Annotated in this window: 12 protein-coding genes, 2 tRNA genes, 2 rRNA genes and 1 riboswitch (1 of these 17 only partly in view); of the genes, 9 read left to right on the top strand and 7 right to left on the bottom strand. The window is 62.5% G+C overall.

Translation table 11 applies throughout. The features are described 5' to 3' along the window. Positions 1 to 35: 35 nt before the first annotated feature. Positions 36 to 884: a chorismate mutase gene (locus tag LRP30_RS04025; RefSeq protein ID WP_128931223.1), complete on the bottom strand. Its 849-nt coding sequence runs from the start codon at positions 882 to 884 to the stop codon at positions 36 to 38. Positions 885 to 1066: 182 nt separating this feature from the next. Next, a riboswitch (SAM riboswitch) is annotated at positions 1067 to 1146 on the top strand. Positions 1147 to 1237: 91 nt separating this feature from the next. Here LRP30_RS04025 and LRP30_RS04030 point away from each other — a divergent pair. Together LRP30_RS04030 and metW are read left to right on the top strand one after the other, a co-directional pair. After that, on the top strand, positions 1238 to 2440 hold the full coding sequence (locus tag LRP30_RS04030; protein WP_128931224.1) for a homoserine O-acetyltransferase: 1203 nt from the start codon (positions 1238 to 1240) through the stop codon (positions 2438 to 2440). A gap of 1 nt (position 2441) precedes the next feature. After that, entirely contained in the window at positions 2442 to 3104 is a 663-nt protein-coding gene (gene metW / locus LRP30_RS04035; RefSeq protein WP_164939296.1) for a methionine biosynthesis protein MetW, read from the top strand. Positions 3105 to 3212: 108 nt separating this feature from the next. Here metW and LRP30_RS04040 read toward each other — a convergent pair whose 3' ends face one another. Then, positions 3213 to 4073, bottom strand: coding sequence for an alpha/beta hydrolase (locus LRP30_RS04040; RefSeq protein WP_249759431.1), 861 nt, complete (start codon positions 4071 to 4073; stop codon positions 3213 to 3215). A 215-nt stretch (positions 4074 to 4288) separates the two neighbouring features. Between LRP30_RS04040 and LRP30_RS04045 the strand changes: the two genes are divergently transcribed. Further along, entirely contained in the window at positions 4289 to 4945 is a 657-nt protein-coding gene (locus LRP30_RS04045) for a TIGR02594 family protein (protein WP_249759432.1), read from the top strand. 121 nt (positions 4946 to 5066) lie between these two features. On the opposite strand, the gene LRP30_RS04050 is transcribed toward LRP30_RS04045, so the two are convergent. After that, positions 5067 to 5855, bottom strand: coding sequence for an MOSC domain-containing protein (locus LRP30_RS04050; protein WP_249759433.1), 789 nt, complete (start codon positions 5853 to 5855; stop codon positions 5067 to 5069). A 241-nt stretch (positions 5856 to 6096) separates the two neighbouring features. Between LRP30_RS04050 and clpB the strand changes: the two genes are divergently transcribed. Then, positions 6097 to 8736 (top strand): ATP-dependent chaperone ClpB, encoded by a 2640-nt coding sequence (clpB, locus tag LRP30_RS04055; RefSeq protein ID WP_249759434.1) that lies wholly within the window; start codon positions 6097 to 6099, stop codon positions 8734 to 8736. 180 nt (positions 8737 to 8916) lie between these two features. On the opposite strand, the gene LRP30_RS04060 is transcribed toward clpB, so the two are convergent. Further along, complete coding sequence (locus LRP30_RS04060; protein ID WP_249759435.1) at positions 8917 to 9183, bottom strand: hypothetical protein; 267 nt, start codon at positions 9181 to 9183, stop codon at positions 8917 to 8919. 87 nt (positions 9184 to 9270) lie between these two features. Next, on the bottom strand, positions 9271 to 10902 hold the full coding sequence (locus LRP30_RS04065) for an SMP-30/gluconolactonase/LRE family protein (protein WP_249759436.1): 1632 nt from the start codon (positions 10900 to 10902) through the stop codon (positions 9271 to 9273). 547 nt (positions 10903 to 11449) lie between these two features. On the opposite strand from LRP30_RS04065, the gene LRP30_RS04070 reads away from it, so the two are divergent. Beyond that, on the top strand, positions 11450 to 11863 hold the full coding sequence (locus LRP30_RS04070; RefSeq protein ID WP_249759437.1) for a hypothetical protein: 414 nt from the start codon (positions 11450 to 11452) through the stop codon (positions 11861 to 11863). 86 nt (positions 11864 to 11949) lie between these two features. Here the strand turns inward: LRP30_RS04070 and LRP30_RS04075 are convergent, their stop codons facing one another. Then, on the bottom strand, positions 11950 to 12312 hold the full coding sequence (locus LRP30_RS04075) for an SPW repeat protein (RefSeq protein ID WP_128931233.1): 363 nt from the start codon (positions 12310 to 12312) through the stop codon (positions 11950 to 11952). A 156-nt stretch (positions 12313 to 12468) separates the two neighbouring features. Continuing rightward, positions 12469 to 14532: a M23 family metallopeptidase gene (locus LRP30_RS04080; RefSeq protein WP_249759438.1), complete on the bottom strand. Its 2064-nt coding sequence runs from the start codon at positions 14530 to 14532 to the stop codon at positions 12469 to 12471. A gap of 1102 nt (positions 14533 to 15634) precedes the next feature. Here LRP30_RS04080 and LRP30_RS04085 point away from each other — a divergent pair. The 4 genes from LRP30_RS04085 to LRP30_RS04100 form a co-directional block, all read left to right on the top strand. Beyond that, positions 15635 to 17123 (top strand): 16S ribosomal RNA (locus tag LRP30_RS04085). 223 nt (positions 17124 to 17346) lie between these two features. After that, positions 17347 to 17423, top strand: a tRNA-Ile gene (locus LRP30_RS04090). Between the two features lie 33 nt (positions 17424 to 17456). Continuing rightward, positions 17457 to 17532 (top strand) — tRNA-Ala (locus tag LRP30_RS04095). 383 nt (positions 17533 to 17915) lie between these two features. Beyond that, positions 17916 to 18735 (top strand): 23S ribosomal RNA (locus tag LRP30_RS04100); it runs 2027 nt beyond the window's last position. The 16S and 23S rRNA genes sit together here with 2 tRNA genes alongside, the layout of an rRNA operon.

Genomic DNA, 18735 nt, shown 5'->3' on the forward strand with positions numbered 1-18735 from the left:
TTCAACTCCGAAAGTGGCTTCAGGCGGTTCGCGATCTACGATTTTGGCCCGGTCGGGGGCACCGTATAGCGCGTTGCGTGGCTGCCGACGAGGGCCGTGGAGCGCACCGAGGCCCCCGCCTCGATCAGGGCAGCCTTGATTTTGTCGATGCTGGTCGCGCTCGTGACCGAGACCAGCAATGCCGCGCCGTCGAAGGCGGTATCGGGCACTGCCACGATCTCGGCAAGCGGCGACAGCGCGCGCGCGACCTCGGCGTTCCACCCGGAGACGCGGACGCTGAAGGTCTCGACCTCCGTCACCAGGGCGCTGTCGGCGACGCGCGAGATCGCGAACACCGGCAGTGCGGCCGGATGGTCGGCGCGCTCGACGAACGGCATCCGCGCGATGATCTTGGGCGCGCCGTCGGCTTCCAGCTCCAGCCACCACGGCGTGCGGCTCGAGGTCGCCGAGACCAGCGCCAGGTCGCCCTTGGATTTCGCCACCGCCTCGACCGCCGCCTGCGCGCTGAAATGCGCGACGTAAGGCACGGTGAAGCCGAAATGAAAGCGCGCGGAATCGCGCATCGCCGGCTCGCTCACCGAGATGTCGGCATGCACCGAGAACGGCGCCTGCACATAGGTGAAGGTCGAGATGATGACGCGCCAGATGCTCTCGACCGTGTCGAGCGGCAGGATGCCGCGATGACGCTGCACGATCTCGCGCATCATGGAAGCCTCGCGCGCGGGGCGGAACGCCGAGCCGACTTCCTGGGTCTGCTTCACCTGGATCAGGCGGTCGATGATGTCGCCGCGCTGCATCAGGAGGCGATGCATGCCCTCGTCGATCGCGTCGATCTCCTTGCGCAATTCCTGAAGCGATGGTGGCGCGGGCGGACGTTGGGACATGACTGACAAAGGGCTGTTGAGAGGTGCCGATCCGCAAAAGCGGTCAGCTGCGGTCTATCCTGATTAGGCAGGATAGGCAGCGAAAGCAAAGAGAAATGACGGCCTTTTCGATCGACCGCTCGAAGGCAAATCCGGTTGACCCGGGCCGCGACTTGACGAAAACCGCCCCAGACGGTAGTTTTTGCCTGTTCCGTGGTCATTTGAGCCGGCCGGCTTGCAGCCACGTTAAAAAACTCGCTAAACAGGCCGGGGACGCTTCCGATCCCGGCCGAACCTATCGTTCAGGCCGGGTTTTTCATGGCCTGATGTCACTGCGGTCTGAAGTCCGATCGCAAACGAGGTCGATGGTCAAAATGGGTAGCGTCAAGTCGATACCGAGTCCTGCGATCAGCACCGATGATCGGTCACACGAGGTCGATCATCCGAGTTCGCAGGTTATGCGTTTCGGCGCCGATCAGCCGCTGCGGCTCGATTGCGGCATCGATCTGTCGCCGTTCCAGATCGCCTACCAGACTTATGGCGAATTGAACGCCGATCGCTCCAACGCCGTTCTGATCTGCCATGCGCTGACCGGCGACCAGCATGTCGCCAATGTGCATCCCGTCACCGGCAAGCCCGGCTGGTGGGAGACGCTGGTCGGCCCCGGTCGACCCATTGATCCCAAGCACTACTTCATCATCTGCTCCAACGTGATCGGCGGCTGCATGGGCTCGACCGGGCCGGCGTCGATCAATCCCGCCACGGGCAAGGTCTGGGGCCTCGATTTCCCTGTTATCACCATTCCCGACATGGTGCGCGCGCAGGCGATGCTGATCGACCGGCTCGGCATCGACACGCTGTTTGCCGTCGTCGGCGGCTCGATGGGCGGCATGCAGGTGCTGCAATGGACCGCGGCCTATCCTGCTCGCGTGTACTCCGCACTGGCGATTGCTTGCTCGACGCGGCACTCGGCGCAGAACATCGCCTTCCACGAGCTCGGCCGTCAGGCCGTGATGGCCGATCCCGACTGGCACAATGGCGGCTATGCCGACCGCGGCATCCATCCGCATCGCGGGCTCGCGGTGGCGCGCATGGCGGCGCACATCACCTATCTCTCCGACGCCGCGCTGCATCGCAAGTTCGGCCGCCGCATGCAGGACCGTGAGCTGCCGACCTTCTCGTTCGATGCCGACTTCCAGGTCGAGTCCTATCTGCGCTATCAGGGCTCGTCCTTTGTCGAGCGCTTCGACGCCAACTCGTATCTGTATCTGACACGCGCGATGGATTATTTCGACATCGCCGCCGATCATGGTGGCGTGCTGGCGAAGGCGTTTGCGGGCATCAAGACGCGCTTCTGCGTGGTCTCCTTCACCAGCGACTGGCTGTTTCCGACCTCGGAATCGCGCGCGCTGGTGCACGCGCTGAATGCGTCGAGTGCTCGGGTGTCGTTCGCCGAGATCGAGACCGATCGCGGTCACGACGCCTTCCTGCTCGACGTGCCCGAATTCTTCGACATCTCGCGTGCCTTCCTGCAATCGGCAGGCAAGGCACGCGGTCTCGACGGCAAAGGTGGCTAGAATGTCCGTACAGGAAGTGCTGCCGTTGAACGGCGTTGCGGCCGGGCCGTCCGGTCAGTTTCGCGCCGACCATCTGCTCGTGGCCGAGATGGTCAAGCCGGGCTCGAAGGTGCTCGACGTCGGCTGCGGCGAGGGCGATCTGCTCCAGCTGCTGGAAACGCGCGGCATCGACGGCCGCGGCATCGAGCTGTCGCGCGAGGGCGTCAACCGCTGCGTCGCCAAGGGGCTTGCGGTGGTGCAGGGTGACGCCGACACCGACCTCGTCAACTATCCCGACGATGCCTTCGATTACGTGATCCTGTCGCAGACGCTGCAGGCGACGCGGCAGCCGCGTGTGGTGCTGGAGAACCTGCTGCGCATCGGCCGCCGCGCCATCGTCTCGTTCCCGAATTTCGGCTTCTGGAAGATGCGGCTCCAGCTCCTGATCGGCGGCCACATGCCGCGCACCGAGAATCTGCCGGCGACCTGGTACGACACCGCCAACATCCACTTCTGCACCATCAAGGATTTCGTCGAGCTCTGCGACGAGATCAACGTCAAGATGGAGCGCTCGGTCGCGCTCGACCTCTACGGCCGCCCGGTGCCGCTGAACCTGCCGTGGTGGGTGTGGAACATGTTCGGCGAGCAGGGCGTGTTCTTGCTGAGCCGCGGGCAGGGAAAGTAGCTTTTCGTCATTGCGAGCGCAGCGAAGCAATCCAGAATCCCTCCGCGGAAAGACCCTGGATTGCTTCGCTGCGCTCGCAATGACGGCGTGTGTGGCCACGCCTTCGTTCTAGTGCGCCACCGACCTCGCATCGCGTACCGGCCAGCGGCCCGCTTCCACCAGCGTGACGAACCGCTCCACGCTCTCGTTGAACAGCGCGGGTTCTTCGAGATTGAGCACGTGGCCCGACTTCGGAAACATCGCGAGCCCGGCCGCCGGAAGGTGCTTCTTCAAGAACAGGCTCGGGCCGACGCACGGGTCGTCCTCGTCGCCGCAGATGATCAGCGCCGGCGTTGAGGCGCGCTTGATCGCGTCCGTCATCGTGTAGATCGAGGGACGGCCACCCTGGAAGCCGCGCATGGTGCGCGCCGATCCCTTGGCGTCGTGGCGCGCCAGCGCGGCGTAGAAATCGGCGTGGCCGCGCGGATCCTTCACCAGGAAGGGAATCCGGCTCGGCGCCTCGCGCGTGACCTTTGCGACTTCCGCGGAGCCAGATGTCTCGAACTGCTCGGCATTGGCGCGGCACTGCTTGCGCCAGGCGTCGAGATTCTCGATCTCCGAGCCCGAGCCGACGCCGGCCAGCGTCATCGACAATGCGCGCTGCGGCGCGTTGAGCCCGATCTGGAGCGACGAGTAGGCACCCATCGACAGGCCGACGAGATGCGCGCGCTCGATCCCGAGATGATCGAGCACCGCGAGCGCATCGGTGTAGAAATGTGTGTAGGTATAGACCTCGCCATCGGGCACGTCCGAGGGTGTGTAGCCGCGCGCAGAGTAAGTGATGCAGCGATGAGCGCGCGAGAAGTAGCGTATCTGCGGCTCCCAATTGGTGTAGTCAGCCGCGAACTCGTGCAGAAAAATGATCGGCGATCCCTGGCCCGCCTCCTCGAAATAGATGCGGACGTCGTCCCTGGTCGTGGCGTGGGGCATTAACCGTTTCCCTCTCTTCAAGCCGCATTTGGAGGATCGCAGTTAATGCTGTTGTCCGCAATACGGCAGCATCAGACGAGTATTGACGCAAAATCATCGCAGCTATTCGCCGACGCGGCGTCTTTTTCTCGCCACATGGGACGGCTTAACGGCCTTTCGGATGTCGGCCGCCGCACGGGCCGATGGGAAGTGGGGGTGTTAATCAAGGATGAAGAATGTTTGAGTTGTTTGCGTATCGCCTGTCGCGTTGTGTTGTCGCGCTGGCGCTTTTCTTCGCGGCGGTCGCCGTGCTCGTTTCTCCGGCCTCAGCGCGGCCGCATCATCGTCATAGCGCAGAGCGGCACGTTTACGTGCATCAGGCCAGACATCATCAATACCGCCACCATGCACGCAGCTCGCGCTTCGAGCGCAGCGCGACGCAGTTGCAGGCGAGTGGATTCGCCAACACCCAGGCGAGCTATGATCCGAACGCCAATAGCGGCGGCATGGCCAACAACGCGATGAGCAACGGCGGCTTCGGCGGCGGATCGGGCCTCGTGTCCGAGGCGCGCCGCTATCTCGGCGGCAATCCGACCGGACGCGGCAGCCTGTGGTGCGCGCGTTTCATGAACATGGTGCTGCAGCACACCGGGCATCAGGGCACCGGCTCCGACATGGCGAGCTCGTTCGCGCGCTACGGCACGCGCGTCTCCGGTCCGCAGGTCGGCGCCATCGCGGTGATGTCGCGCGGCGGCCGGGGCGGCCATGTCGGCATCATCACCGGCGTCGATGCAAAGGGAAATCCGATCATGATCTCCGGCAACGACGGCAACCGCGTCCGCGAGGCGCCGGTCTCGCGCGGTCGGATCTATGCGTATGTGATGCCGAATTAACGACGGAGCCGTAGGGTGGGCAAAGGCGCAAGAGCGCCGTGCCCACCGGCGGTGCGTCAGCGTTCGCTAGCAGGAAGGGTGGCACGCTTCGCTTTGCCCACCCTACGGCAGCGGTGCCTCGTCACACCGATCTCGGCTCTTCCACCGCGACCGCATCGCCGACGCCGATCTCGCCACCCTCGATCACCTCGGCATAGATGCCGCAGTCCATGTGGCCGAGATTGCGCGAGAGCGTGGGCGGGATTTCGAGATCGCGCTTTGCGGTGATGGGGTCGACATTGGTGGCCGGGCAGCGGACGATGCGCTTGACCACCTTCAGCCGGGCGTCACCGATCGCAAGCGTCTGACCGACGAGGTCGAGCTCCGACCAGGCCGGCCAGCCCTTCAGGTAGAGATTGGCGCGGAAGCGCAGGGGGTGGACTGCGGCGCCGCCCAGCATGGTCTCGATGGCGCGGACGCTGTCGAGATTGATGATGGATACGACCTTGCGGGCGACGTCGGAAAAGCTGTGGTCGCGGCCGGACAGGACCTTCGGCGGTCCCTTCAGCTCCGGCTGAAAGTTCTCGTTGAAATAGCTCTCGATGGCGGCGCGGCCGGCAGCGGTCTCGAGATCGCCGCTGGCGACGATCTGGCCGTCCTTGCGAATGGTCAGGCGGTTGGTCGCGTCGTCGAACAGGCTGTCGAGGGAGGCCAGCCGCTCATAGCGCGCCAGCATCAGAAACTGGATTTTCGGCTTCCACTGCGGCGCCTCCGGGTCGAACCCGCTCGGCCCGTTCTCGATGGCGTAGCGGCGGTCGGCGGGCAGGGTCTGGCCGCTCCGCAAGGCGACGCGGGTCAGGCGTTCCGGGGTCAGGCCTTTGATCGGGTAGCGGTAGAGGCCGGTAATCTCGGCGGTGCGGCTGGCTGTCATGCCGCTACTTAGGGGATTCGACGGGCCCGCGCCAAGCGGCCCATGAGCGCACGAAATTGTGAACTCGCCTCTTTCGCATCCGCAACCCGCTTCCCACATTTGCCTCAGGCCGGCGGCCACGCCGGCAAAAGAGACCCGTTACCGGTTGAGAAACGTCAATGCGGTAATCGGAAACCCAGTGAAGATGCCATTTGGGGTGCCTTAGAGGGCCCCAGGGGCAGGCCGAGGGATAGAAAAGACAATGAATATCGAGAAATACACCGAACGCTCCAGGGGCTTCATCCAGTCCGCGCAGTCGCTTGCGATGCGCGAGGGGCACCAGCAGTTCTCGACCCTGCACATGCTGAAGGTCCTGCTGGACGACACTGAGGGGCTGGCTTCCGGTCTGATCGACCGAGCCGGCGGCAATTCCCGTGCGATCCTGAAGGCGACCGAGGACGCCCTGAACAAGGTGCCGAAGGTCTCCGGCGGCGGCGCCGGTCAGATCTATCTGGCGCCCGAGCTCGCCCGCACTTTTGATGCCGCCGAAAAGGCCGGCGAGAAGGCCGGCGACAGCTTTGTCACGGTCGAGCGGCTGCTGCTCGGTCTTGCGCTGGAGAAGTCCAGCGAGGCCGGCACGATCCTCAACAAGGGCGGTGTCACCCCGCAAAATCTCAATGCGGCGATCGAGGCGCTGCGCAAGGGTCGCACCGCGGACTCCGCGACCGCCGAGAACGCCTATGACGCGCTGAAGAAATATGCCCGCGACCTGACCCAGGCGGCGCGCGACGGCAAGCTCGACCCGGTCATCGGCCGCGACGAGGAGATCCGCCGCACCATCCAGGTGCTATCGCGCCGGACCAAGAACAATCCTGTCCTGATCGGTGAGCCCGGCGTCGGCAAGACCGCCATCGCCGAGGGCCTCGCGCTGCGCATCGTCAATGGTGACGTGCCGGAGAGTCTGAAGGACAAGAAGCTGCTGTCGCTCGACCTCGGTGCGCTGATTGCCGGTGCGAAATACCGCGGCGAGTTTGAGGAGCGCCTCAAGGCCGTGCTCCAGGAAGTCACCGCGAGCGAGGGCACCTACATCCTGTTCATCGACGAGATGCACACGCTGATCGGCGCCGGCAAGGGTGACGGCGCGATGGACGCCTCCAACCTGCTCAAGCCGGCGCTCGCCCGCGGCGAGCTGCACTGCATCGGCGCGACCACGCTCGACGAGTACCAGAAGCACGTCGAGAAAGACGCGGCGCTGGCACGGCGCTTCCAGCCGATCTTCGTCAGCGAGCCGTCGGTCGAGGATACCATCTCGATCCTGCGCGGGCTGAAGGACAAGTACGAACAGCACCATGGCGTGCGGATCTCCGATTCCGCGCTTGTGGCCTCCGCGACGCTGTCCAACCGCTACATCACCGACCGCTTCCTGCCCGACAAGGCGATCGACCTCATGGATGAGGCCGCGGCGCGGCTGAAGATGCAGGTCGATTCCAAGCCGGAGGAGCTGGATTCGCTGGATCGCGAGATCATCCGGCTCAAGATCGAGCAGGAGGCGCTGAAGAAGGAAAGCGATCCCGGCTCCAAGACCCGGCTCCAGACGCTGGAGAAGGATCTTGCCGAGCTCGAGGAGAAGTCTGCGGCCCTGACGGCGCGCTGGAGCGCAGAGAAAAGCAAGCTCTCCGATGCCCAGAAGCTGAAGGCCGAGCTCGACGGCTTGCGTGTCGAGCTGGCCAACGCCCAGCGGCGCGGCGAATTCCAGAAGGCCGGCGAGCTGGCCTATGGAAGGATTCCGGAGCTCGAGAAGAAGCTTGCGGATATCGAGGCTAAGGAGAACGCCGGCGAGATGATGGAGGAGGCGGTTACCGCCAACCACATCGCGCAGGTGGTCTCGCGCTGGACCGGCGTGCCCGTCGACAAGATGCTGGAAGGCGAGAAGGAGAAGCTCCTAAAGATGGAGGAGCAGCTCGGCAAGCGCGTCGTCGGCCAGGCCGAGGCCGTGCGTGCGGTCGCAACCGCCGTGCGCCGCTCGCGTGCAGGCCTGCAGGACCCGAACCGGCCGACCGGCTCGTTCATGTTCTTGGGGCCCACCGGCGTCGGCAAGACCGAGCTGACGAAAGCCTTGGCGGAGTACCTGTTCAACGACGAGACCGCGATGGTCCGCCTCGACATGTCCGAATACATGGAGAAACACTCGGTCTCGCGTCTGATCGGCGCGCCTCCGGGCTATGTCGGCTATGACGAGGGCGGCGCGCTCACCGAAGCGGTGCGGCGCCGGCCCTACCAGGTGGTGCTGTTCGACGAGATCGAGAAGGCGCATCCTGACGTCTTCAACGTCCTGTTGCAGGTGCTCGACGACGGCCGCCTGACCGACGGCCAGGGCCGCACCGTCGATTTCCGCAACACGCTGATCATCATGACCTCGAACCTTGGTTCGGAATTTTTGGTGAACCAGCCGGAAGGCGAGGACACCTCGGCCGTGCGCGAGCAGGTGATGGGAATGGTGCGTGGGCATTTCCGCCCCGAATTCCTCAACCGCGTCGACGAGATCATCCTGTTCCACCGCTTGCAGAAGAGCGAGATGGGCCGGATCGTCGAGATCCAGTTCGCGCGGCTGCAGAAGCTGCTCACCGATCGCAAGATCGTGCTGACGCTCGATGCCGCAGGGCGCGACTGGCTCGCGGCCAAGGGCTGGGATCCTGCCTACGGCGCACGCCCGCTCAAGCGCGTGATCCAGCGTCACCTCCAGGACCCGCTCGCCGAGATGATCCTCGCCGGCGACGTCAGGGACGGCGACAGCGTTGCGATCTCGTCCGAAGGCAACGTGCTGACCTTCAACGGCAAGGCGCCGCAAACCGCGAAGATCGCCCAGTTCGAGGCGCCGGTGGCGAAGCGGAAGCTGAACTGATCGTTTCTGCCACCTTAAACAACAGGCCGCCCCGGAGAGGTTCACCTCTCCGGGGCGAATTGTTGGGTGGGATCTGCTGCTAAAGCGCGATGAGATTAGGATGAATCGTCATCGCGCTTTAGGTTGTTGTTTGAGCATGATCTTTTCGGAAAACCGCTGCGCACTTTTCCGGATCAGGCTTTAGCTGACTGCGGACGCGGGGCCCGGAGAGGCCGGACCTTCCTCGTCGTCAACCTCCTCCAGCTCCGACAAAATATCCACCAGCTCGCGCACCCGTCCCTGCGCCAGCGGCCGCAAATCGTTGATCATCGGCTCGTCGTTGGCGAGCCAGGCCTGGGCTTCGGCGAGTTCCTCGACGGTCGCGCCGGTTCCGATGATCTGGGCTATGGTGACGTCGTCGGCCCGGTCCACAGCCTTGATGACATCGTCGCGTGAGAGGCGCGTCATGGGCGATCCTCCTGCTGGTCGGCTTCCGTCAGCGTCTAACCGTGAACCCGCGCGTGGGTTCCGCGGTCAGGTCTTCTTGGGCGGATGTTACTTCTTCACAGCCTTGTAGATCGCGTTCTCCACGTCCGAGCTGAAGTAGATAACGCCGCTCGCGCCGATCGCGACGCCTGTCGGGATATGCGTCGGCAGGCCGCCCGGCGCGCCCGTCAGGCCGATCGGGAGATTGGCCGCGATCTCCGTCACCTTGCCGGTCTCCGGCGCGATCTCGATCAATCGTTTGGCGCCCACTTCCGCCACGACCAGCTTGCCGTCGCTGGCGCGCGCGATGCCTTCGGGCATTTTCAGCTCCTTGGCGAGCACGGTCTTCGCGCCGTTCTGGTCGATCCGGGAGACCACGCCAGAGAAGGCTTCGGTGACGTAGACCTCGCCGTCCGATCCGCCGACGAGACCCACCGGTCCCTCGAGATCGCCGATCAGCGTGGCGCGATCCTTGCCATGCTCACCGCTCACCTTGACCAGCGATTTGGTGCCGAGCTCGGCCACCAGAATGCTGCCGTCCGCGAGCACGATCGCGTCATGCGGGGCCTTGAAGCCGTGCAGCATGTCGCGCGTTGCGCCGGTCTTGCCGTCGATCACCTGCACCGTGCCGGTGAACCAGCTCGACAGCACCACGTCGTTGCCCTTCGCCGTCGCGCTCATCGGATATTCGAGGGTGACGCCGGCGGCGTGCATGCGCGCCTTCTCGGTGACCTCGCCGGTGGCACCGTCCACCGTGCGATAGGCGAATACGTCGGCGACGTGGATCGTATCCTTGCCATTCTCCGAGGTGACGCCGATGCCGCCGGGCAGGGCCAGCTTGCCGATGATGATCTGCTTCGCCTGACCGGTCGCCGGATCGATCTCCTGGATGCCGTTGTCGGCCATGTTGGAGACGTAGATGCGGTCCTTGTCGTCGATCGCGAGATTGTCCAGCGACGGCTTCAGTTGCGCGACCATCGTCTTGGCGCCGGATTTCGGATCGACGCGGACGAGCTGGCCAAGCGCGGTGTCGACCACAAACAGGTTGCCCTTGGAATCGAAGTTCACCGCGGCCGGGACCTTGAAGCCGTCGGCGACGACTGTCAGCTCGGCCTTGTCGACGTCGACTTTGGCGACCTGTCCCTTGAACCAGAGCGGACCGTAGAGCTTGTCGTCGGGGCCGAACTCGAAACCGTTGAGGCCGCCCATCTTCTCCATGATCTGGCGGGGCGGTTTGACGCCCTCGACGTCGATCTCGTAGAGCGTGTCGCCGAGGAAGACGGTGGTGGCGTAGAGTCTGCCGTCCTTGCGGAAGGCGAGCGAGTTGATGCCGGGAAGACCGGAAGCGAGCTTCTTGATCGGGCCGTCGCCCTTGCGCGCGTAAAGATCGCCGGCGAGGAAGCCGGTCCAGGCCATGGTGCCGTCGGGCGCGAACGCGATGTCGTCGGCCATTCCGATCGGAGCGGGGATTGCAACCTTGGCGGTACCGCCCGCGATGTCGACCTCGTAGAGCGCGGCGCCCGCGACACTGCCGGCGAACAGATGGCCGGCCTTGTCGATGCCGAGCCCATGTACGCCGTGGAATGCGGAGCCCGGGACGAGTTTGGTGACCTCCCAGGTTGCCGGCAATGTCTCGGCCGATGCGCTCGTGATGGAAAAAATTGCACTAACCAGAGCTGCGCAGGCGAGCCTGTTCTTCATGGCGAGACCTCCCATTTTTCGGAAAGTATTCGCCCATCACACGGCTTTGGCAAACGAAACTTGACGTTGTGACGCACTGAAGCGACTTCATTTCACTGGTGTTGTGATTCCGACAGTTCATTCCGTCATTCCGGGCCCGAGCGGGGCGAGGGAGCCCGGAATCCGTTGGGCCACAGAGTACGCGGGTAAATGGATTCTCTGATGCGCAATTGCGCATCATAGCTCACGCCTTAGTTGCGCCCGGAATGAACGTCCCGGAATGACATTTGAGTGAATCAGACGTCAGAGACACAGCACTAGCGTCGCATCCAACTCGCATTCGATATCCGGATGATCGCGCCGTTGCGGCCGCTCATCATCGCTTCGAGCCCGCCGCGGTCTTTCGAGGTTTGCGTATCGGGCCTTCCAGCAAGTGGCCGCGCGGCAATCGCGATTGAGCGTCCAACCGTTCCATCGTCCCAGCCCGACGAGGGGCGCCGGAACCCTTCGATTTGATGAAACTGGTGCGGCGGACTGGGGTTGCCCCAGAGCAGCGCAGGATATTGCCATGAAACAAGATCTTGTCGCCCACCATCATCGTGTCTTTGACGAGCTTCATCCCAAGATCTACGGGGCAGCGGTCGGCCTTGTCGTATGGTTCGCGTTCATGGCCTGGGTGGTGTTTGACCGCAGCAGTGACATCAGTCTTTCCCTCGGCCTCGTCACGTTGCTGTTCGTAGTCGCGATCCTGCTGCCCTGGGCCCTTTCGCGGCTCTGGAGGAGGTATCGGATGCCGTACGAGCCGCATCTGGGGCCGACCTCACTGCACGACTGGGAGGCCGGCGAATTCAAGGTCTGGGGTGCAAAACTTCGCGGTTCGCATGCCGCGATCGATGTCCTTTTGCCGCTGGCGGCCGTCTCGTTCGGCCTGACGGCGATCGGGATCGTCTTCGTGATCGTGCGGGCGTGGGCGCTGCCGTAGCTCTCCGGCGCCGGATTGCCGGAGACGGCGGAAGTGAAATGCATAATGGCCCCGCCCGCGCCGTGGTGCGGACGGGGCTTCGCCTGCTACCGGCCTGTCGTCAGCCGCGGCGGGTTCTGGGACATCATCCAGAGTTCGACCGCAGCAAGCACAGCCACCAGGATGCCGACCACGACGTGCACCGTCATTGCCGTCTTGGCGCCCTGGAACCCGAGCACCCAAGGCGCAATAAGCGTCCACAGGCCGACGATCAGGTTAAGCCACTCCTCCCACACCGCGAAGGCTGCGAGCGCCGCGATGGCCAGGATCGCAATGACAATGCCCGCGACATACGCGTTCTGAGAGGCTACTCCGGCATCGAATCCGAATATCCAGGGCGAGAAGAACAGGAATGCGCCGAGGACCAGATTGGCGACGTCGCACCATTTTGCGTTCGTCCAGTTCTCCATGACATCCTCCATCAGCTCCGCCCCCTCATGCGAAAATAACCGGGCCACCGTCCGGCGTGTTCCTTGCGGTTCCAGGGAAATTGAATGAAGGAGCGGAACGCGCGGCACCTGATGTGAGGCGGCAAGCCGCCTCGCCACGAAGTCCACTCAGCTGGCTTAGCGGTTGATGACCTGCAGCGGCCCGCCGGTTGCGTCCGACATGCGGGCGATGGCGCCGCCGCGGCCGCTCATCATGCCGTCGAGCCGGTCGCGCTCCTTCTCGAAGCTCGCCAGCATCGGGCCCTCCAGCGACCGGCCGCGCGGCAGCTTCACGCGCATCGGATCGACGAAGCGGCCGTTGACCAGGATCTCGTAGTGGACGTGCGGGCCGGTCGATAGGCCCGACGATCCGACGAAGCCGATCACCTGGCCCTGCCGCACCTTCTTGCCGACTTCCATACCCTTGGCGAAGGCCGACATGTGGCCGTAGGCGGTCTCGTAGCCGTTGGAGTGCTTGATGCGGATGTACTTGCCGTAGCCGCCCTCGGGGCCGGCCTTCTCGATCATGCCGTTGCCGGAGGCGAAGATCGGCGTGCCGTAGGCGGTGGCCCAGTCGACGCCGGTGTGCATCTTCACATAGCCGAGGATCGGATGGCGGCGGCCGCCGAAGCCGGAGCGCATGATGGCGTTGTTGACGGGCTTCCTGACCAGGAACTTCTTCGCGCTCTTGCCGGTCTCGTCGTAGTAGTCGACGACGCCGTCGTCGGGGCTCTGGTAGCGGTAGTATTTCTTGGTCTCGCCGCCGACGGTGAGCGAAGCGAACAGCACCTCGTTCTTCTCGCTCGCGGTCACGCCCTCGTCTTCGCCGGCGTAGAACACGTCGAAGGAATCGCCCGGCTGCACCTTGCGCTGGAAATCGACGTCGTAGGAATAGATCTTGATCATGTCGTCGATGACCGGCATCGGCACCTTGTTGCGCATCGCGGTCTCGTAGATGCTCTGGTAGAGCCGCACGCCGGAGCCGTCATCGTCGTCATCGTCGTCGCTGTTGGCGCTGGCCGCTGCGTCGGCGACGGTGTTCATGCTGGAGACGTCGACCGCGACGTATTTGCCGAGATCGGACAGCGCCGCGATCGCCTCGACCATGGTGTCGTTTGCAACCACCACGCGATAAGGCTGCAGGCGGGCGCCGGGGCTGGCGGGCGCCATCAGGATGCGGAGCTTCTCGCCTTCCTTCAGGCCGCCGTCGCGGCCGCGCGGACCGAGCGTTGCGGTGATCGCCTTGATCTCGTCGGCGGTGGCGCCGAGATCGCGCAGCACGCCAGCGACGCTGTCGCCCTTCTTGACCATGTGGACGCGTTCGCCGTTGGGATTGCCGCCGGTGATCTGCTCCTTGGTCTTGGGCAGCAGCGTGACGTTTTCCGGCACCACGCGCGTCTCGAAGCCGGCATAGGGATCGGCCGACGACACTTCGGTGGCGTAGGCCATCTTCATGTCGGACGCCCCGGTCGCGCCGGAGACGTCGGCGGTGGCATTGGCGAGCGAGGCGTAGCGGACCCCGCCATTGCCGCGCCAATTGGCGGCATCGCGCACCCGCATCAGGATGTCGTCGAGCGCCACCACCGCGGAAATCTTGGCCTTCGGCAGCACCGGCGACAGGTCCTTGGTGACGAAGGAGACCTCGGCGTCGGGCTCGACCGCTTCCGGATTGTTCGGATCATCGGAGGCGGTCTTCGGATCGGCGCCGACGTCGGTGAGCAGGCGCTGGGCGTTGAACGGCGGGATCTTCGCCGACAGATCGCTCGTCGTCATCGACAGATTGCCGGCGATCCGGACGAAGGGGCGCACCCGCATCACGTCGCGGTTGCCGACGCGGGCGACCGTGGAGACGCGGACGATGTTGCGCGACGCCGTGGATTCGCTCGGCGGCGGCAGCCGGTCGCTCTTGTGCAGCGAGGCGGCGCGATCGGCTGCGCCGAATGCACCGCGCAGCGCGCCTTCGACCCGCTCCGGCACCTTGGCGAAGGTCATCTCGCCGTCGAGTGACGCGAAAACGGCGCCGCCGATCAGGGCCGCGCCGCAGAGTCCGGTCAGAATCGTCCCGCTGAACCATTGTACCGAGACGCGGCGGCGATCGATGACGGCGGCCTCAGAACCATCGACGGACAGCGGCGGCTCGTGGCCGAGATCGATGATCCCGGTCTCACGCCCGTAAGCGCCGCGTGACGTCCTGTGGTTCAACCCAAGTCCCCCAAATCAACGACCCAAAAGCCCCGCCTCGAGCCTCTTCCCGGTCGCCCTCTTCGAGGCATATCGCAGGAAAAAGCAAGCCGCATAGGCGTTCGCGGTCAGAAGGCCCCGATGACGGGCCGGCCGAAATTACGAACAGCTAAACGGAAAAAGGTCTCTCGATGTCTCTCGAACGCCGGAAGAAGGCCGCGTCATCTGCAAGATCGCCTTCCTCTGACCCCATGAAAACCGCCGGCAGCCCCCACTGGCATCCCGCGATTCAAGCTTGTCTCTTATCAGAACGCCGCGGGATTGTGGCTCAAGTACGGCGCCAAATATGGAAAAAGTTTCCTGAAGGAACGGGCGCGGGAGGCCGCCTCGGAAGGGCGCCCCAAGCCGCCTGCCAAGTCCCCCTGCCAAGTCCCCCTGCCAAGTCCCCCTCCCAAGCCCCCCTCCCAAGCCACCTCCCAAGCCACCTCCCAAGCCACCTCCCAAGTCCCTTCCCAAGTGCCCCCTAAGCCCCCTCCGGAGCCCGCAGGGGCGCAAACTTTTTTTCAGTTTTTTCTCCGCGCGACCTCCGTCCGCGCGCCCCTTGCCCTTCTAACTGCCTGGAATCGCGCGAATTTTTTAGCCAATCCACTGTGCGACGATTTGTTGACGATTGGCGTTGACAGCCCGGAAGGTGGGGCCTATAACCCCAACCACTGAGCGCGGCGCCGCCGGGTCACTGACCAAGGCGAGCGAACGCGCCACTGATGCTCCTCACCTTGTTGAGTGAACACAACAATCGACACCAGTCGGTTGGAGTTCATTCATCGTCGGTAAGGGTGTCGGAACCCTTCCTCCCAGGAAGGTTGGGGCCTCCACGGTCCCGGGCTGTTTGACAAGTGAAGATGAAGAAAGAGAAACGTGGACGGCGGAGTCCTTGCGGGTCTCGCTTCTGAAAAGCTTCGGCTTTTCTGATCGAGACCGGACGAAAGACTTCGGCGGTACACGTTTCAAAGGTAACACCATGGCCTCTTCATTGAGGTCAGTTCGCAAGCGATGTGAATCGCTTCGCGAGTATGGTGGGACCTCGTCAAACGTTGTGATCAGCCGGTTCAAAGTTCAAGTCCAACTTGAGAGTTTGATCCTGGCTCAGAGCGAACGCTGGCGGCAGGCTTAACACATGCAAGTCGAGCGGGCGTAGCAATACGTCAGCGGCAGACGGGTGAGTAACGCGTGGGAACGTACCTTTTGGTTCGGAACAACACAGGGAAACTTGTGCTAATACCGGATAAGCCCTTACGGGGAAAGATTTATCGCCGAAAGATCGGCCCGCGTCTGATTAGCTAGTTGGTGAGGTAATGGCTCACCAAGGCGACGATCAGTAGCTGGTCTGAGAGGATGATCAGCCACATTGGGACTGAGACACGGCCCAAACTCCTACGGGAGGCAGCAGTGGGGAATATTGGACAATGGGGGCAACCCTGATCCAGCCATGCCGCGTGAGTGATGAAGGCCCTAGGGTTGTAAAGCTCTTTTGTGCGGGAAGATAATGACGGTACCGCAAGAATAAGCCCCGGCTAACTTCGTGCCAGCAGCCGCGGTAATACGAAGGGGGCTAGCGTTGCTCGGAATCACTGGGCGTAAAGGGTGCGTAGGCGGGTCTTTAAGTCAGGGGTGAAATCCTGGAGCTCAACTCCAGAACTGCCTTTGATACTGAAGATCTTGAGTCCGGGAGAGGTGAGTGGAACTGCGAGTGTAGAGGTGAAATTCGTAGATATTCGCAAGAACACCAGTGGCGAAGGCGGCTCACTGGCCCGGTACTGACGCTGAGGCACGAAAGCGTGGGGAGCAAACAGGATTAGATACCCTGGTAGTCCACGCCGTAAACGATGAATGCCAGCCGTTAGTGGGTTTACTCACTAGTGGCGCAGCTAACGCTTTAAGCATTCCGCCTGGGGAGTACGGTCGCAAGATTAAAACTCAAAGGAATTGACGGGGGCCCGCACAAGCGGTGGAGCATGTGGTTTAATTCGACGCAACGCGCAGAACCTTACCAGCCCTTGACATGTCCAGGACCGGTCGCAGAGACGTGACCTTCTCTTCGGAGCCTGGAACACAGGTGCTGCATGGCTGTCGTCAGCTCGTGTCGTGAGATGTTGGGTTAAGTCCCGCAACGAGCGCAACCCCCGTCCTTAGTTGCTACCATTTAGTTGAGCACTCTAAGGAGACTGCCGGTGATAAGCCGCGAGGAAGGTGGGGATGACGTCAAGTCCTCATGGCCCTTACGGGCTGGGCTACACACGTGCTACAATGGCGGTGACAATGGGATGCGAAGACGCAAGTCCTAGCAAATCTCAAAAAGCCGTCTCAGTTCGGATTGGGCTCTGCAACTCGAGCCCATGAAGTTGGAATCGCTAGTAATCGTGGATCAGCACGCCACGGTGAATACGTTCCCGGGCCTTGTACACACCGCCCGTCACACCATGGGAGTTGGCTTTACCTGAAGACGGTGCGCTAACCCGCAAGGGAGGCAGCCGGCCACGGTAGGGTCAGCGACTGGGGTGAAGTCGTAACAAGGTAGCCGTAGGGGAACCTGCGGCTGGATCACCTCCTTTCTAAGGATGATCCTTCAGCGAGCTCACGCTCACTATCGGATCGTTTTAGAAACATCAGTGGCCAACAGATCGCCAGATCGTTGAGCTGCATTGGCGGGATTTCGCCGTCTTCGTTTCTCTTTCTTCGCGGACGAACACGCGCCGGGGCTGCGCTGTGCGATTGCATCTGCGCTGGTCGCCGATGCATGCACGCAAGACCCTAGTCCTGAAAAGGATAGCGTTAGGGCTTGTAGCTCAGTTGGTTAGAGCGCGCGCTTGATAAGCGTGAGGTCGGAAGTTCAAGTCTTCCCAGGCCCACCACTTAGATCGAGTGAGCATTCGTCTTCTGGTTACGGGGCCATAGCTCAGCTGGGAGAGCGCGTGCTTTGCAAGCATGAGGTCGTCGGTTCGATCCCGTCTGGCTCCACCAGATGGTTTGATCACCGAGATCATGTACCGTCGTCCGCGAAACATCACTTCGCATTCACTAGTCTGGATAGACAGTGAACTGCGTGTTTTCTGACATCGTAAAGAGGAGATCGATCCGAGTTGGGTCGTGCAGCATATCGTTGCGCGAGCCTTCATTATCTCCGGATCATTTTCGGCGCTCGCTTTCAGCCGTGAGGTTGAATGCGAGTTGTAAAATGATCCTTTTAGCGAAGCTTGACCGCCTCGCTATCGGAACGATCTTACGAAGCAAGCTGGTCTTTCTAGTCAATGTCCGGCTGCAGATAGCGCTCATCGAGGGCGCGTGCCGCAAGGCAATTCTGCAGACAACATTCTGCCGAGTGTGTGGACATTGATAATGAGAGCAATCAAGTGCCTTAAGGGTGTTCGGTGGATGCCTTGGCGCTGAGAGGCGATGAAGGACGTGCTACGCTGCGATAAGCCGTGGGGAGCTGCGAAGAAGCTTTGATCCGCGGATTTCCGAATGGGGAAACCCACCTTCGATAGCCGGAACTCCAAGACCTTGTGTCTTGGTGTTCGACCAGAAATGATCGGGACCATGACCCTCGAGGTTTTGGATTTCCGGTTATCAAGAGAAGGTATGAGACTTCTGAATACATAGGAGGTTTCAAGCAAACCCAGGGAACTGAAACATCTAAGTACCTGGAGGAAAGGACATCAACAGAGACTCCGTTAGTAGTGGCGAGCGAACGCGGACCAGGCCAGTGATACATCAAAGACAATCGGAACCAGTCAGGAAAGCTGGGCCTCAGAGGGTGATAGCCCCGTACGAGTAATGCGATGATGTATCCACGAGTAAGGCGGGACACGTGCAATCCTGTCTGAACACGGGGGGACCACCCTCCAAGCCTAAGTACTCCTCAGCGACCGATAGCGAACCAGTACCGTGAGGGAAAGGTGAAAAGCACCCCGACGAGGGGAGTGAAATAGACCTGAAACCGGACACCTACAAACAGATGGAGCCCAAGATTCGTTCTGGGTGACATCGTACCTTTTGTATTATGGGCCAGCGACTTAATTTAACGAGCAAGCTTAAGCCGATAGGCGAAGGCGTAGCGAAAGCGAGTCTGAATAGGGCGCCAAGTTCGTTGTATTAGACCCGAAACCTAGTGATCTAGCCATGAGCAGGTTGAAGGTGAGGTAACACTCACTGGAGGACCGAACG

Origin of the sequence: Bradyrhizobium sp. C-145, from assembly GCF_023375135.1 — a bacterium.
Taxonomy (GTDB): domain Bacteria; phylum Pseudomonadota; class Alphaproteobacteria; order Rhizobiales; family Xanthobacteraceae; genus Bradyrhizobium; species Bradyrhizobium zhanjiangense.